Here is a 15200-nt window from a genome sequence, read left to right as displayed (position 1 = left end):
CGTCATTCCCTATTTGACGGCACCGAGGGTCAGCCCGGCGATGAAGTGTTTCTGCATGGCAAAGAACATGATGACCGGTGGGAGGGCGGCCACGATGCTGCCCGCGCTCATCAGGTGATACTGCGCCACGAATTGCGAATTGAACGAGGTGATACCAGCCGTGACCGGCTGTGCATCCGGGCCTTGGGTCAACACAACGGCCCAGAAATAATCGTTCCAGATGAAGGTAAAGATCAGTACCGCCAGCGCAGCGATGGCCGGGCGCATCAGGGGCAGCACGATGTACCAGAAGATGCGCCATTCCGCGATGCCTTCGACACGAGCAGCTTCGATCAGCTCGTAAGGCAGCGCACGGATAAAATTGCGCATGAACAGCGTGCAGAACCCAGTCTGGAACGCGATATGGAACAGCACCAGACCAATTTTGGTGTCGTACAGCCCCATATTCACAGTCAAATCGCGCACAGGCACCATCAGGATCTGAAACGGCACAAAGTTACCTGCGATAAACATGAAGAATATCAACAGGTTGCCGCGAAACCGATAGATGCCCAGCGCGAACCCCGTCATGCAGGACAGTGCCACCGCGCCGATGACCGTCGGCACAGTGATCAAGAGCGAGTTGAGCAGATATCGGGGCATATCGCTTTCGAAAAAGACTTTGCCGTAGTTGGTAAAGAACTCGAAGGACGACGGCATGCCCCAGTAGTTGCCATTGGTAAAGTCCGACAAAGGCCGGATCGAGAACAGGCCGACAGCCAGCAATGGCAGCAACCACAGGATCAGCGCCAATGGAACAAGCGTTTGATAGGTGATCTGCGCCGCGCGCGGGCGTTTCTGAATGGGTGTCGGGAACATCTCAGACCTCCTGTACGCGCAGCGGCAAGCTGGCTTGCAGCTTTTTCGTCAGACCACCGCGCACGGTGTCGTAGGATACGAAAATCCGGTGCTGCAGTTCGTCGGTTGGAACAGTTGGCGGCAGTTGCACCCATGATCGGTGGAAATAGGGTGCGCGCTGCGCCACGCCGGTCTCGATCAACATCGCTGCGGTCTCGGTGTCCGGCGTCTTGACGCTGACGCCGGGATTGACGGCGCCAATGCATGTGAACATCTTTCCGCCCACCTTCCAAGCATCATGCGCCTGGTCAAACGGATGGGTCAGCTCGGCACCAGGCAGCCCTTCTGCGATGGTGTTTACGCGGTCGCGCAGATCGGGTTGGCCGTTCATCGACGTGCCCCCTTCTCATCGCGGTACATGGACCACAGGAAGTAGCCGATGAAGACCAGCATGATCAGGAACAGAACGACCGCGATGGCCGAGCCGTACCCCATTCGGAATCCATATTCGGACAGCGCCTTTTCGAACATGTAGAACGACAGCACGCGGGTTGATCCGAAGGGTCCGCCATTGGTCATGATCGAAATCAGATCAAACGAGCGAAGCGCACCGATAATAGTGACAACAAAGGCGATAAAGGTCGCAGGCTTGAGTTGCGGGATGATGACGTACCACAACATCTTCCAGCCTTTTGCGCCGTCCAAACGCGCCGCTTCGACCTGTTCGGGATCCACGGCGTTCAAACCGGTCAGGTAAAGGATCATGCAATAAGCCGTCTGCGGCCAAAGCCCCGCGGCGATGATGCCATAGGTGGCCAGCGTCGGATCGCCAAGGATGTTCACAGGCCCTGCCCCAAAGACTCCGAGCACAAGATTCAGCAATCCTTCGCGTGGAAGGTAGAACCACGAAAACACCAGCCCCACGACCACCTGAGAGATCACAAATGGAAAGAAAAACAGGGACTTGTAGATACGGATGCCCATGATGGTCTGATTGAGGAACAGCGCAATGAACAACCCCGCCGGAATGGCCAGCAAATACAGCGCCAACCATTTGACGTTGTTCCACAGTGAAATCTCAAAGGCCCGGTCGGTCATCAATTCCTGATAGTTCCGAAAACCGACGTATTCGCCCTGCTCCGATAGCTCCCCCAGACCATTCCACTCGAACGTCGAGATGTAGAAGCTCTGAAAAATCGGGATGATCACGTAGACCGCAAAGAACAAAACACCCGGTGCAAGAAAGAGCAAAGGCGTGATCGTCATGCGATTGCGCTGCATCCAGCTGCGCGGAATGGTCGGGTCTGTTGCGGCTGTCATGTGGGCTCCTCCTGCGGACCATCGCGTCCGGGCACATCATGCAAAAACCCAATGTCAGGGCTTGTGAATGCTGTCCCTATCCAAAACCGGATTTTGGGGATGAAAAGGGCGCGCGACAAGCATCGCGCGCCCAGAGTTCGGTATTACTTGTAGATACGCTGACGCGCCTGTTCCATACGGCCCAGGATGTCGTCCAGGTTATCAGGGAAAACCATGAATTCCTGCAGACCTTCCATGCCGATCGACGCCATTTCAGCTGGGAAATCGCGATCGAAGAACTGCGCGATGCCGCCGGTTGCGTTCTGGCTCAGCATTTCAAAGCCCTGCTGGATGAATTCATCATCCGCAACCGAAGAGTTCGCATTGATTGGCAGCTGGCCAAGACCGTCCGGACCGTTGATCTTGGACTGAACGTCAGCCGAGGTCACGAACTGAAGGAAGGCTTTTGCCGCGTCTACGTTGCTTGCGCCCGATGCGATATGGAACGTGTCGGTCGGGGCGTCTTCACCCATCGGCACATCTGCGATCTTCGGGAACTGGTAGAAGTCGATCTGATCATCAGTCAGACCCGCTTCACGCAGGTGCGGAACAGCAAAGTTACCGATCAGGTAGGCTGTCGCCTCACCGTTCACAACAAATGGCAGCGCTTCCTGCCAGCTGTATGTCTGGTGATCGTCGATGAACGCGCCCATGTCGATCAGCTTGCGCCAGTTGGCGAAGGTTTCGCGAACGCGATCGTCAGTCCATGCGACCTTGCCCTGCGCCAGTTCCATGTGGAAATCAAAGCCGTTGGTGCGCATGTTCAGGTAGTCGAACCAGCCGCCGGCAGTCCACAGGAACTTGGAGCCGATCGAGTAGCACTTCTTGCCCGCGTCGAGGATTTTCTGGCAGTTGGCCATTTCTTCTTCGAAGGTGGCTGGCTCTGCGAGACCCAGTTCCTTGAAGATGTCCTCACGGTAGTAGATGCCCCACTGGTAGTAGGAATAAGGCACGCCCCACTGTTTGCCATCGATGGTCATGGCGCCCTTTACAGCGTCCAGACCCGGCAGATCGCCGCCCGAGTACATATCCGAGATGTCCATGAACAGACCGGATTCGACGTAGGGCAGCATGCGGTTGGCAGCATACCAGTTCACCACGTCGGGCGGGTTGGCCGACAGCGCGTTGCGAATCTGGCTTTTCCAAGCTTCCCGATCGACAATCTCCAGCTCCACTGTGAGATCAGGGTGCATTGCACCGAAATCCGCAGCGAGGCCTTCCATGATTGCGCGGGGCGCAGGGTTCGACATGTCGGACATGATACGCAGCGTGCCTTCGAGATCTGCATGAGCAGGCGCGGCAAGTGCAGTTGTCATCGCCAGCGCAGCGGCTGCCGAGGTGAATTTGCGAAGCATGGTATCCTCCCTATCGCTTCAACATCTGTAACGACCCACCCAAAATTTCACGGCCTAGAGTCTGGTGCTTCTAGTTTCATTATGTGAAACTTTGTTTTGGATATTGAAAACTTAACCCCGACTCGCCTATGCTTGTCAACAGCCCTGACAAACACGCGACACAAGAGCGCCGGGCACGGGAGGAGATGAAACGATGGCCGCAGCCGGTGAAGGAACAGTTGCAAAGGCGCTGGAAGTGTTGGACCGGGTTGCCGGTTACGGCAGGCCAGTCAAGTTCTCGGAACTGCTGGATGACAGCCCCTACCCCAAGGCGACTCTCTACCGGTTTCTGCAAACTCTGACCGGACAGCGGATGCTGTCTTATGACCCCGATCGCGGAACCTATGCGCCGGGCATGCGGCTTGTCCGGCTTGCCCACGCGGCCTGGCAACAAAGCTCACTTGCACCCATAGCGCGTCCGCACCTCGATACTCTGTCGGAACGTCTGGGCGAAACCGTTCATTTGGCGCAGCTGGACAACGGCCAGGTGCTCTATGTCGACAAACGGAATGCGCGCACGCCTGTGCAAATGTACAGTCAGGCGGGCAAGGTCGGGCCAGCCTATTGCACCGGTGTCGGCAAGGCCATGCTGGCCTTTTTGCCCGAAGAACAATTGGCCGACGCGCTGGAACAGCAAAGCTGGCGCCGGTTTACAGACAAGACATTTACCGACCCGGCCAGCCTGCGTGGCGAGTTGCTGCGCATCCGGGCCCGCGGCCATAGTTTTGACGACGAAGAACATGAACCCGGCATTATCTGTATCGCTCTGCCGATCCTGACATCGTCAGGCCGTCCGCTGGGCGCGCTGTCCATTACCAGCACCACATCACGAACCAGTCTGGCCGAAATGGAACAGCTGGCCCCTGCATTGAACGAAACTGCTCAGGCTATCGGTCGCGACGCCGAAGACTGGGCCTTTCCAGAAACGCAAACTCGCGCATTCAAAGGAGCATAACCCATGACGGGCGTTACGCTGAACAAAGTGGTCAAGAAATACGGTGACGTTCAGGTCATCCATGGCATTGATCTTGAAATCGAAGACGGAGAGTTTTGCGTATTCGTGGGTCCTTCGGGGTGTGGCAAGTCAACCTTGTTGCGCATGGTCGCTGGTCTGGAAGAAACAACAGGCGGCCAGATCCACATCGGACCACGCGACGTGACGCGTATGGATCCGTCCGAACGCGGTGTAGCGATGGTTTTTCAAACCTACGCGCTCTATCCGCACATGACGGTCAAAGAGAACATGGGCTTCGGGCTCAAGATGAATGGCCACCCCAAGGCCGAGATCGAATCGAAGGTTGGCGAAGCGAGCCGCATCCTCAAGCTGGACGATTATCTGGCCCGCAAGCCAGCGGCCCTGTCGGGCGGTCAGCGTCAGCGGGTCGCAATCGGACGCGCCATTGTGCGTGGCCCCGACGTCTTCCTGTTCGATGAACCCCTGTCGAACCTCGATGCGGAATTGCGCGTCGAAATGCGGGTCGAAATCGCACGCCTGCACAAGGAAATCGGCGCGACGATGATCTATGTGACGCACGATCAGGTCGAAGCCATGACCCTCGCGGACAAGATCGTTGTTCTGAAAGGCGGCCATATTGCTCAGGTCGGTGCGCCGATGGACCTGTATCGCGACCCCGACAACAAATTCGTCGGCGGCTTCATCGGCTCGCCCGCCATGAACTTCCTCGAAGGCACGGTGTCCGGCGGTCAGATCAATGTCCCTGCCATTCAGCAGACACTGCCTGCTCCGACTTCTGCAGTGGATGGCCAATCAGTTCTTGTGGGTCTGCGCCCCGAACATCTGACCCTTGGCACAGGCGATGCACTCAAGGTGGAGTTGACCGAAAGTCTTGGGGGCGTGTCCTACGCACACCTGATTTCGCAAACCGGCGAGACCATGATTGTCGAAGAACGCGGCGACGAACGCAGCGCGTCGGGCGCCAGTGTCGGACTGACGATTGCCCCCGGCAAGGTCTATGTTTTCGACGCGCAAAGCGAACAGAGGCTGCGCTGATCCCGAACTGGGCCTGATAGCCCTGCAAGGTCGTCAAACGGCCCTGCGGGTCCGTTCGGAATGCCCCGGCATTCTTCATGTGGGGCATGGCCGTGTGTTCGTTCTTCCCTCCTGCCGCATGACCAGCAATCGATGGTCCTGTCTGCTACCCCCGATTTTCCAACAAGGGGCTGGAATTGCGCGTCAATTTCGGACAGGCTGTGCTTTGAGAAACTGGGGAGGATCTCATGCACTGCGTATTTGTCCAGATTCGCTGCAAGCCCGGAACGGCCTACGATGTCGCCGGGGCCCTTGTTTTGCGCGAAATCCACTCTGAGCTCTATTCCACCAGCGGTGAATATGACCTGCTGGTGAAACTCTACATTCCTACCGATGAAGATGTCGGCAAATACATCAACGAAAAGCTGGCCACCATCGATGGGATCGAACGCACGCTGACAACTTTGACGTTTCGGGCGTTCTGAAGACATCCAAGGGAGGAAACGGGATGAAATTTGCAAAGACACTGGCCCTGACAGCCGCGCTGGGCGCGCTGGCTTCGGGCGCGGCGGCCGAAATGAAGATCGGCATGATCACCACACTGTCCGGTGGCGGCGCAGGCCTCGGCATCGACGTACGGGACGGCTTTATGCTGGCCATCGAACAATCCGGGCGTGACGATATCGAGGTTGTAATCGAAGACGACCAGCGCAAACCCGACATTGCGGTTCAGCTTGCTGACAAAATGGTGCAGTCCGAAAAGGTGGACGTGCTGACCGGGATTATCTGGTCCAACCTTGCCATGGCCGTGGTGCCTGCCGTGACTGCGCAGGGCAAATTTTACCTGTCACCTAATGCGGGCCCGTCGGCATTGGCCGGAAAAGGCTGTCATCCCAACTACTTCAATGTCAGCTGGCAGAATGACGCTTTCAACGAAGCCGCTGGTACCTGGGCGTCGGAAAACGGCATCGGCAAGGTGTTCCTGATGGCGCCGAACTATCCTGCGGGCAAAGATATGATCGCCGGCTTCAAGCGCTTCTTCAAAGGCGATGTGACGGAAGAGGTCTATACAAAGCTGGGCCAGACCGACTACGCCGCAGAAATTGCGCAGATCAAGGCATCTGAGGCCGATCTGGTCTATTACTTCCTACCCGGCGGCATGGGGATCTCCTTCATGAAGCAATATGCCGGATCCGGCGCGGAAAAATCTGTAATGGGGCCTGCCTTCAGCTTTGATCAGGGCATTCTGGGCGCGATCGGCGAAGCGGCTCTGGGCGTCAAGAACACCTCGCATTGGTCCAAGGATCTCGATGCACCCGGCAACGCTGATTTTGTCGCGTCTTTCCAGGAAAAATATGGTCGCCTGCCGTCGCTCTATGCCGCGCAGGGTTTCGACACCGGATTGTTGCTGGCCTCGGCCGCAGGCAAGGCTGATGTCGCAGACGCCGATTCCTTCCGCGCCGCATTGAAAGAAGCGGACTTCCAATCTGTCCGGGGCGATTTCGCATTCGGTGCAAACAACCACCCGATCCAGAACATCTACATGCGCGAAGTGGTCAAGGAAGGTGACGTGGTCACCAACAAGGTGCTGGGCGTTGCCGCAACCGATCACACAGACGCCTATGCCGGCGATTGCAAGATGTAAACCAATTGCCGGGCCCGACATGCGCGGCCCGGCGACCGTCTGAACACGTCTCGCGGCTCCTTGAACCGGTGCCGCGAAACCCGCCCGGCAGAAACAATCACCCATGAGCACGATTCTGATCATCGAGCAGCTTTTGAACGGGCTGCAGTTCGGCGTAATGCTGTTTTTGATGGCCGCTGGGCTTACGCTGATCTTTGGCGTCATGGGATTGATCAACCTAGCGCATGGCTCGCTTTATATGATCGGTGCGTTTTGCGCAGCCGCAGCGGCAGGGCTGACTGGCTCCTTTGCGCTGGGTCTTGTTGCGGCATTGGCAGGCGCGGCGATTGCTGGCGTTCTCGTCGAATTGATCGTGATCCGACGCCTTTATGACAAAGACCACCTTGATCAGGTTCTGGCCACTTTCGCATTGATCCTGATCTTTTCCGAAGGCACCCGCTGGATCTTTGGGTCCTTTCCGCTGTTTCTCGATATACCCGCAGCCCTGTCCGGCCCTGTCGCCCTGCCCGGCGGCATCCAATACCCCGCTTATCGTCTGGCCCTGATCGTGGCGGGCCTGATCGTAGCAGCCGGATTGTTCCTGCTGATCAGCAAAACCCGCATCGGCATCCAGATCCGCGCCGGTGAAAATGACCGCGAAATGATCGCTGCACTGGGTGTTGATATCGACCGCCTTTACACATTCGTCTTTGCGCTGGGTGCGGCGCTGGCCGGTTTGGCCGGCGCATTGGTAGGCGCAATCCAGTCGGTTCAGGTCGGGATGGGCGAACCGGTTTTGATCCTTGCCTTTGTGGTAATCGTGATTGGTGGCATCGGATCCGTCAAAGGCGCGCTGATCGGTGCGGTCCTAGTCGGGCTGACCGATACATTAGGCAAGATTTTCCTGCCGCAACTCTTTGCCCTGTTCATGGACCCGGCAGCCGCCAATCAAACCGGCGCTTCTTTGGCATCCATGTCAATCTACGTCCTCATGGCTCTGGTGCTCATCTGGCGCCCGACCGGATTGTTCGGAGCACGCGCATGACCCGGGGATTGACGCGCGAAGGGCTGTTGAATCTGGCTGTTCTGGCTGGGCTCGTGATCCTGCCGCTCTGGGCGCTGTGGGCGGATGAGCCCTTTACGATTACTCTGGCGACCAGAGCCGTGGTGCTGGCGTTGGCCGCGGTGGGATTGAACATTGCTCTGGGCATCGGCGGATTGGTCAGCCTCGGACACGCGGTGTTTTTCGGAATTGGCGGATACGCCATGGGTATTCTGGCCCATCATGCCCAGACCTACACAAGTGTGATGGAATGGCCCTTTGTGATCGAAGGTACCAAAAACATGCCCATCATCTGGCTGGTTGCGACCGTTGTTTCGGCCTTCGCAGCTTTTCTGATCGGGTTGCTCAGCCTCAGGACATCCGGTGTCTACTTCATCATGATCACTTTGGCCTTTGGTCAGATGTTCTTTTATTTCGCGATCTCCTGGTCGGAATACGGCGGCGAAGACGGGCTTTCGATCTACGTGCGCAACAGTTTTCCGGGGCTGAACACGCTGGTTCCCATCCAGTTCTACGGGCTGTGCCTTGCGATACTTTTGGCAGCGCTGGCGCTATATGCGGCGCTCATGCGGTCCCCTTTTGGATTGGCGTTGAACGCCGCCCGCCAAGTGCCCGAACGGGTTCGGGCGGTGGGGCTTGATCCGTTTCGGCTGCGTCTTGTGGCCTTTGTAATATCCGGCGCGATCACCGGGCTGGCCGGTGCGCTCTTTGCCGATCTAAACCGGTTTGTCAGCCCCACCATGTTCAGCTGGCAGCTTTCGGGCGAGTTGATCGTTTTCATCATCATCGGAGGGGTCGCCCGCTTGTTCGGACCCGTGGTCGGCGCGGCCTTGTTCGTGGCTTTGGAACATTGGTTGGGTGGACTGAGCGACTACTGGCACATCTACCTTGGCGCCCTGCTGTTGCTTATCGTGTTGTTTGGACGCGGCGGTTTGATCGGCATGTTCGCCGGGCGAGGCAAGATCCATGACTGATCTGGTTCTGGAAACCCGCTCTTTGAACAAGTGTTTTGGCGCACTCAAGGCGACAGATGCCGTTTCAATCACGCTGAATCCGGGCGAAATTCACGCCATCATCGGCCCCAACGGCGCTGGGAAGAGCACCCTGATTGGCCAGATCAGCGGCGCACTGCCACCTGACAGCGGCTCGGTTCTGCTGAACGGACAGGATGTGACGACACTGCCACCCCCTGCCCGCGCCCGTCTGGGACTGGCGCGCACATTTCAGATCAGCCAGCTGGCCATGGAAGACACCGTTTTGCAAAATGCCTGCCTTGGCGCGCTCGGCGCCAGCGGCAAGCCATGGCGTTTTTTTCGCCCTGCCCTCAGTAATTCGGCCCTGCGTGATGCTGCCGAACGCGCGCTTGAGCGGGTGGGCCTGCTCGAACATGCGGCGACGCGAACCGCGGAGCTGTCCCATGGTCAGCGGCGCCAGCTGGAAGTCGCGATCGCGCTATCCTTGTCTCCCCGTGCCTTTGTGATGGATGAACCGATGGCCGGATTGGGAACCGAAGGGTCCGCAACCATGACCCGGTTTCTGGACGAATTGCGCAGAGAAGCCCCGATCCTGCTGGTCGAACACGACATGGATGCAGTGTTTGCGCTGGCAGACCGGATTAGCGTGCTTGTCTACGGCCGGATCATAGCAAGCGGCACCGTGGACGAAATCCGCAAGGATCAGGCCGTGCGCGAAGCCTATCTGGGAGACGCGGAATGAGCCTGCTGGAGCTGCGCAATGTCACGGCCCACTACGGCGTTTCACAAGCGCTCTTTGGTGTTTCGCTGCACGTGAACAGCGGCGAAGTGGTTGCCCTGATGGGACGCAACGGCATGGGCAAGAGCACCACAGTCAAATGCATTTGCCGGATTTTGACATCCGAAGGAACCATCACATTCGATGGGCAAGAGCTTGGCCGGATGCCCTCGCACAAAACCGCCCGCCTGGGTATCGGGCTGGTGCCCGAAGGGCGGCGCTGCTTTGCTGATCTGTCTGTACGGGAAAACCTGATTGCAGCGGCGCGTACGGGACAGTGGGATCTTGAAAAGGTCGGCACTTTGTTCCCGCGACTGACCGAACGCCTCGAGCAGCGCGCCGCCAGCCTGTCCGGCGGTGAACAGCAGATGCTCGCCATTGGCCGGGCATTGATGACTAATCCAAGGCTGTTGATTCTGGATGAAGCGACCGAAGGGCTGGCCCCGATTGTGCGGCAGGAAATCTGGGACGCCATCAGTCAGTTGAAGCGAGAGACCGGAATGGCGATCCTTCTGATAGACAAATCGCTTCGGGAATTGCGACAAGTTTCAGATCGGGCCGTGATTATTGAACGCGGCAGAGATGTATGGACGGGCCACATCACCGAACTGGACGATCAGACCGCACATGACCGGCTGGGCGTGTAACCCGAGACATGCGGTGTGTCTTTTTACCTTAGCGGCGCGCGCCAAAGACGTGCATCAGGATCTGGTCGCGGCGAATACCCATTTGGGCAAGCTCTTCATCGCTGCGGCGGCGCAATTCGGCAACCTCGGCAGCGATCTGGCGGGAACGACGATCAAAGGGTGTTTCGAAAAGCGCCGTCAAACGCGAACGCAGACCGGGACGAGACGGTGTAAAAGCGGGGTCAAAAAAGGCCATTGTGTCCTCCTCGGACGAAAGCAGCAGATGCCCATATATCTGCCCCCAAAACGAAGAATACATAAGTCAGGAAACCCAGACCTTTGAGGCAATCCACCTTATTGAAGCGAAACGGCTGGATAACCGGCTCTATTCCGGTAGAGTTGGCGCACTGCCCTTGCACCGATTTGAGCAAACTCATTGTCTGACCCAAACACCGCAGCTTCGAGAACCCAGTTGCGCCCCTTGATCATAGGGATTGCTTTGATCCCGCTGTGTTTCTGGATCTACGTCAGCAATAACGGCATCAATGAACGATGCCACGTTCCTGCAACGGGCGACGGCTACCTTTTCTATGAAGTGGTGCCTTGGTTCGCCCTGACGCTCCTGTGTTTTGCGGTTGGCGTGTTTGGGTACCGGGCGCTTTGCGTTTCAGATCACGAACTTGAAAACGCCTTGGCCACCGTTCTGACCCTTTGCGCTGGGATATTTGGTTTCGCCTTGGTCTATCACACCTACGGAATTCAAGAAGACACCGGCCTGTTCATCCCCGTCCCGCCCCAGGATCACGGCGTGGTGTCGCTGACGGTTGAAGGGCGGCAGGACAGCGTTGTCATTGTTGATATTGAACGATCGATTACCGACACCGTGATTGACCCGAGTGTCGCCGACCGCCCCGAAAACGAGCGAGTCTACCCAACCGCGGCTGTGCCCTTTGTCATGTTGGAAAAAGACTTTGCCATGGTCGACTCTGCATGGGATTATCTTTTGTTTTCCATTGCAACCGCCGTACCCGGAGCGCGCAGTGACAGTTACGTGGCCTGCCCCAGTGCGTCACCAATTGTCTTGCTGCAGAACATCTTTGGCCTCGTGATGACGATCATTCTGTCTTTGTTGGGTGCAAAAATTCAGAACAGATTCACCCGAAAAGACCCAGAAGCCCCCTGACTTTCTCCATGACCCACTGATCGGAAGGGTGCGGGGTGCTGATCCTCATGAACCAGATGTCTTCGACAAATATCTCCTCGGTCAACATCGAGCCCTCGGTTCCGATTGCGGCATGGGTATATTGGCGTTCGAGTTGATATGGCGCCTTTAGGTCAGTCTTGGGCGAGACAGGGATGGACACGATACCGATCTCTTCCAGTGTCACAATTTCCGCGCTGGCGAGCCTTGCATCGCCGTTGTCTTTCCATAGCGCCAGTCCCGTCAATTCCTCGCCGGATACGACGCCGTTCCCGTCCGCATCCAGAGTTGCGAGTTTCTGGAAACCGTTCTCAAAGCTTTCATCGCCAAGTGAATCGACGGTTCCAAACAGATGCGAGCCATTGATAGTCTGTGGAACACCCTGCCGGAAATCCACCAAAAAGGCATCGGTGTTTGGGGCAACCCAATCAATCTTGATCGGGTCCCGGCCCGGGAACATTTCAAATTCCACGTAATCCCTGAGCGAATAAAGGGTGTAAAGCTTGTCCTGAGTGCGGACATGCCCCGTAATGTCGATAGACCCGTTCCCACTCAGATCAAACACAAGTGGACAGCCATCCGCTTGGACTTGGCGCACCGATCCAACGAACAGCGCAATCGAAAACACCGGGAAAAAGCCGACAGCCATAACACAAAAGCGCCCATGCCAGTCGTTTGACCGCCACCAACGTACAACAGAGCGAAACGGCCAAAGCAGCGCGCCAAATGCGGCAGCAAACACGTACCCGATCGCTTTTGTCATTGCGTTACTCCGGTTGCCAATACGGTTGTTCTCAGTGTGCGCAGACGACCCTGCGTTGTCCAGTGCGTGCCTCTGAGCCGGGTATTGCCAACCGAGGGACACAAGGGCCTGCGACAATATTGTTTGATCTGCGTCAAAACCCGCCATTGCCCGGCAGGGTGTCACATTCTAAAACCTTGATCGATACGGCGCGGAAGGATTCCCTTTTGCGCCCATTGATTTGGGAACCGGTTTAAAAACCAACAGGAGGCATACAATGGCAGACGCCGCCATTCACGGCCACGAGCATGAAGACAACCGCGGGTTCTTTACCCGTTGGTTTATGTCCACCAACCACAAAGACATCGGTATTCTGTACCTGATCGTTTCGGCGCTGGTCGGTTTCATCTCGGTGGCCTTCACCGTTTACATGCGCATGGAACTCATGAACCCCGGTGTTCAGTACATGTGTATGGAGCATCTGGACAAAGGCTTCTTCTCGGGCTTTATCAGCTCGCTTGCGGCCTCGATGCCCAGCGAATGTACGCCGAACGGCCACCTTTGGAACGTGATGATCACGGCGCACGGCATCCTGATGATGTTCTTTGTCGTGATCCCCGCGTTGTTCGGTGGGTTTGGCAACTATTTCATGCCTTTGCAGATCGGCGCGCCGGACATGGCGTTCCCCCGCATGAACAACCTTTCGTTCTGGCTCTATGTGGCTGGTACCACACTGGCAGTCTGCTCGGTGCTGGCACCGGGGGGTAATGGCCAGCTTGGTTCGGGTGTGGGTTGGGTTCTTTACCCGCCGCTCAGCACCAACGAAGGCGGCTACTCAATGGATTTGGCGATCTTTGCCGTGCACGTTTCGGGCGCAAGCTCGATCCTCGGCGCGATCAACATGATCACCACCTTCCTGAACATGCGTGCCCCGGGCATGACCCTGTTCAAGGTTCCGCTGTTCTCGTGGTCGATCTTTGTCACATCCTGGCTGATCCTGCTGTCGCTGCCAGTTCTGGCCGGCGCCATCACCATGCTGCTGACAGACCGTAACTTCGGCACGACCTTCTTTGATCCTGCCGGCGGTGGCGACCCGATCCTGTACCAGCATATCCTGTGGTTCTTTGGCCATCCGGAAGTGTACATCATCATCCTGCCCGGCTTTGGTATCATCAGCCATGTGATTGCGACCTTCGCGCGCAAGCCTGTCTTTGGCTACCTGCCGATGGTCTGGGCGATTATCGCGATTGGTGCACTGGGCTTTGTCGTCTGGGCGCACCACATGTACACCGTTGGCATGTCGCTGACCCAGCAGTCCTACTTCATGCTGGCGACCATGGTCATCGCGGTGCCGACCGGCGTTAAGGTGTTCTCGTGGATTGCCACCATGTGGGGCGGTTCGATCGAGTTCAAGACACCAATGCTCTGGGCCTTTGGCTTCCTGTTCCTGTTCACCGTTGGTGGTGTAACAGGCATCGTGCTGAGCCAGGCAGGCGTCGACCGCGCCTACCATGACACCTACTATGTGGTTGCACACTTCCACTACGTGATGTCGCTGGGCGCCGTGTTTGCGATCTTTGCAGGGGTATACTTCTACTTCCCCAAGATGACCGGTCGCATGTACCCTGAATGGGCAGGCAAGCTGCACTTCTGGGCGATGTTCATCGGCGCAAACGTGACATTCTTCCCACAGCACTTCCTGGGCCGTCAGGGCATGCCACGTCGCTACATCGACTACCCCGAGCAGTTCGCTCTGTGGAACTATGTTTCCAGCTGGGGTGCATTCCTGTCCTTCGCGTCCTTCGTGTTCTTCTTTGGCGTAGTGATCTGGTCGGTGCTGAAAGGTGCCCGCGTGACCGAGAACAACCCTTGGAACGAGTATGCGGACACGCTGGAATGGACACTGCCATCCCCGCCGCCCGAGCACACGTTCGAGATCCTGCCCAAGCAGGAAGACTGGGACAAGGGCCACGCCCACTGATCCGGGGCTGACCCTAGACAAAATAAAAGGCCCCGCCATTGTGCGGGGCCTTTTCACATTCGTGACCTGCGTTACCTTGCATCTCATACAGAGCCACAAGACCGAAGCCGTTGCATGCCTTATTCCTGGACAACCCCGCCACGCCAAGAGCCGCAAGAGCTGCATCTGTGGCCGCATAACTCGCTGCCGGCTGAGGGTTTCGCCGCGCTGATCCTAGGCTTCTTCCTATTCGCCTCCCTGCCTCTCTACGGCTTGCTCGGCACCAAACTGATGTGGGGCCTGCTGCCCTTCATGCTGGCCTCGACTGCAGGCATTTACTATGCCCTGCGCCGCAATGGCCGCGACCGGCAGATCCTGGAGGTGCTGACCCTTTCACCCGAGCGCACACATCTGAGCCGCACAAATCCAAAAGGCGATGTCCAGCATTGGGAGTCCAACACCTATTGGGTCAAGGTCACAATGCACGACAAAGGCGGGCCTGTTCCCTACTACGTCACCCTCAAAGGGGACGGATCAGACAACCGCGAGGTTGAGATTGGCGCGTTTCTGAGCGAAGAGGAACGCAAGGCCTTGTTCAATGAACTCAGCGACATGGTGCGTGACATCTCGCGCAGCTGACAGCGCAGCGGAG

At 57.3% G+C, this 15200-nt stretch carries 17 protein-coding genes; 11 read left to right on the top strand and 6 right to left on the bottom strand.

Annotated features, from left to right (window positions below):
- Positions 1 to 9: 9 nt before the first annotated feature.
- From PFY00_RS14475 to PFY00_RS14460, 4 genes are all read right to left on the bottom strand, one after another.
- Positions 10 to 858, bottom strand: a complete 849-nt coding sequence (locus tag PFY00_RS14475) for a carbohydrate ABC transporter permease (protein ID WP_271433293.1) — start codon at positions 856 to 858, stop codon at positions 10 to 12.
- A 1-nt stretch (position 859) separates the two neighbouring features.
- Positions 860 to 1228: an MmcQ/YjbR family DNA-binding protein gene (locus PFY00_RS14470; protein WP_271433292.1), complete on the bottom strand. Its 369-nt coding sequence runs from the start codon at positions 1226 to 1228 to the stop codon at positions 860 to 862.
- Positions 1225 to 2157, bottom strand: coding sequence for a carbohydrate ABC transporter permease (locus PFY00_RS14465; RefSeq protein WP_271433291.1), 933 nt, complete (start codon positions 2155 to 2157; stop codon positions 1225 to 1227). Before PFY00_RS14465 ends, PFY00_RS14470 begins: the two co-directional genes overlap by 4 nt.
- A 143-nt stretch (positions 2158 to 2300) precedes the next feature.
- Complete coding sequence (locus tag PFY00_RS14460; RefSeq protein ID WP_271433290.1) at positions 2301 to 3551, bottom strand: ABC transporter substrate-binding protein; 1251 nt, start codon at positions 3549 to 3551, stop codon at positions 2301 to 2303.
- A gap of 193 nt (positions 3552 to 3744) precedes the next feature.
- Here PFY00_RS14460 and PFY00_RS14455 point away from each other — a divergent pair, with 193 nt between their 5' ends.
- The 8 genes from PFY00_RS14455 (at position 3745) to PFY00_RS14420 (ending at position 10666) form a co-directional block, all read left to right on the top strand.
- Entirely contained in the window at positions 3745 to 4545 is an 801-nt protein-coding gene (locus tag PFY00_RS14455) for an IclR family transcriptional regulator (protein ID WP_271433289.1), read from the top strand.
- Between the two features lie 3 nt (positions 4546 to 4548).
- Entirely contained in the window at positions 4549 to 5601 is a 1053-nt protein-coding gene (locus tag PFY00_RS14450; protein ID WP_271433288.1) for an ABC transporter ATP-binding protein, read from the top strand.
- Between the two features lie 227 nt (positions 5602 to 5828).
- Entirely contained in the window at positions 5829 to 6065 is a 237-nt protein-coding gene (locus PFY00_RS14445) for an Lrp/AsnC ligand binding domain-containing protein (RefSeq protein WP_271433287.1), read from the top strand.
- Between the two features lie 23 nt (positions 6066 to 6088).
- On the top strand, positions 6089 to 7225 hold the full coding sequence (locus PFY00_RS14440; RefSeq protein ID WP_271433286.1) for an ABC transporter substrate-binding protein: 1137 nt from the start codon (positions 6089 to 6091) through the stop codon (positions 7223 to 7225).
- A gap of 103 nt (positions 7226 to 7328) precedes the next feature.
- Positions 7329 to 8249: a branched-chain amino acid ABC transporter permease gene (locus tag PFY00_RS14435; protein ID WP_271433285.1), complete on the top strand. Its 921-nt coding sequence runs from the start codon at positions 7329 to 7331 to the stop codon at positions 8247 to 8249.
- Between the two features lie 8 nt (positions 8250 to 8257).
- On the top strand, positions 8258 to 9241 hold the full coding sequence (locus PFY00_RS14430) for a branched-chain amino acid ABC transporter permease (protein WP_271433398.1): 984 nt from the start codon (positions 8258 to 8260) through the stop codon (positions 9239 to 9241).
- Complete coding sequence (locus PFY00_RS14425; protein WP_271433284.1) at positions 9234 to 9983, top strand: ABC transporter ATP-binding protein; 750 nt, start codon at positions 9234 to 9236, stop codon at positions 9981 to 9983. The genes PFY00_RS14430 and PFY00_RS14425 overlap by 8 nt, the downstream gene beginning before the upstream one ends.
- Positions 9980 to 10666, top strand: coding sequence for an ABC transporter ATP-binding protein (locus PFY00_RS14420; protein ID WP_271433283.1), 687 nt, complete (start codon positions 9980 to 9982; stop codon positions 10664 to 10666). The genes PFY00_RS14425 and PFY00_RS14420 overlap by 4 nt, the downstream gene beginning before the upstream one ends.
- Positions 10667 to 10694: 28 nt before the next feature.
- Here the strand turns inward: PFY00_RS14420 and PFY00_RS14415 are convergent, their stop codons facing one another.
- Positions 10695 to 10901 (bottom strand): hypothetical protein, encoded by a 207-nt coding sequence (locus PFY00_RS14415; protein WP_271433282.1) that lies wholly within the window; start codon positions 10899 to 10901, stop codon positions 10695 to 10697.
- A gap of 180 nt (positions 10902 to 11081) precedes the next feature.
- Here PFY00_RS14415 and PFY00_RS14410 point away from each other — a divergent pair, with 180 nt between their 5' ends.
- On the top strand, positions 11082 to 11828 hold the full coding sequence (locus PFY00_RS14410; protein ID WP_271433281.1) for a hypothetical protein: 747 nt from the start codon (positions 11082 to 11084) through the stop codon (positions 11826 to 11828).
- On the opposite strand, the gene PFY00_RS14405 is transcribed toward PFY00_RS14410, so the two are convergent.
- A complete protein-coding gene (locus tag PFY00_RS14405; RefSeq protein ID WP_271433280.1) occupies positions 11800 to 12609 on the bottom strand; it encodes a hypothetical protein in 810 nt (269 codons plus the stop codon). The genes PFY00_RS14410 and PFY00_RS14405 overlap by 29 nt on opposite strands.
- A 256-nt stretch (positions 12610 to 12865) precedes the next feature.
- Here PFY00_RS14405 and ctaD point away from each other — a divergent pair, with 256 nt between their 5' ends.
- The gene (gene ctaD, locus PFY00_RS14400) at positions 12866 to 14569 is read left to right on the top strand and encodes a cytochrome c oxidase subunit I (RefSeq protein WP_271433279.1); all 1704 of its coding nucleotides are present in this window, start codon (positions 12866 to 12868) and stop codon (positions 14567 to 14569) included.
- A 114-nt stretch (positions 14570 to 14683) separates the two neighbouring features.
- Positions 14684 to 15187, top strand: a complete 504-nt coding sequence (locus PFY00_RS14395; protein WP_271433278.1) for a DUF2244 domain-containing protein — start codon at positions 14684 to 14686, stop codon at positions 15185 to 15187.
- Positions 15188 to 15200 lie beyond the last annotated feature (13 nt).

Source organism: Thalassococcus lentus, from assembly GCF_028023555.1.
Taxonomy (GTDB): domain Bacteria; phylum Pseudomonadota; class Alphaproteobacteria; order Rhodobacterales; family Rhodobacteraceae; genus Thalassococcus_A; species Thalassococcus_A lentus.
Note: the sequence above shows the minus strand (reverse complement) of the source record. Positions and strands in the feature narration are given on the sequence as shown.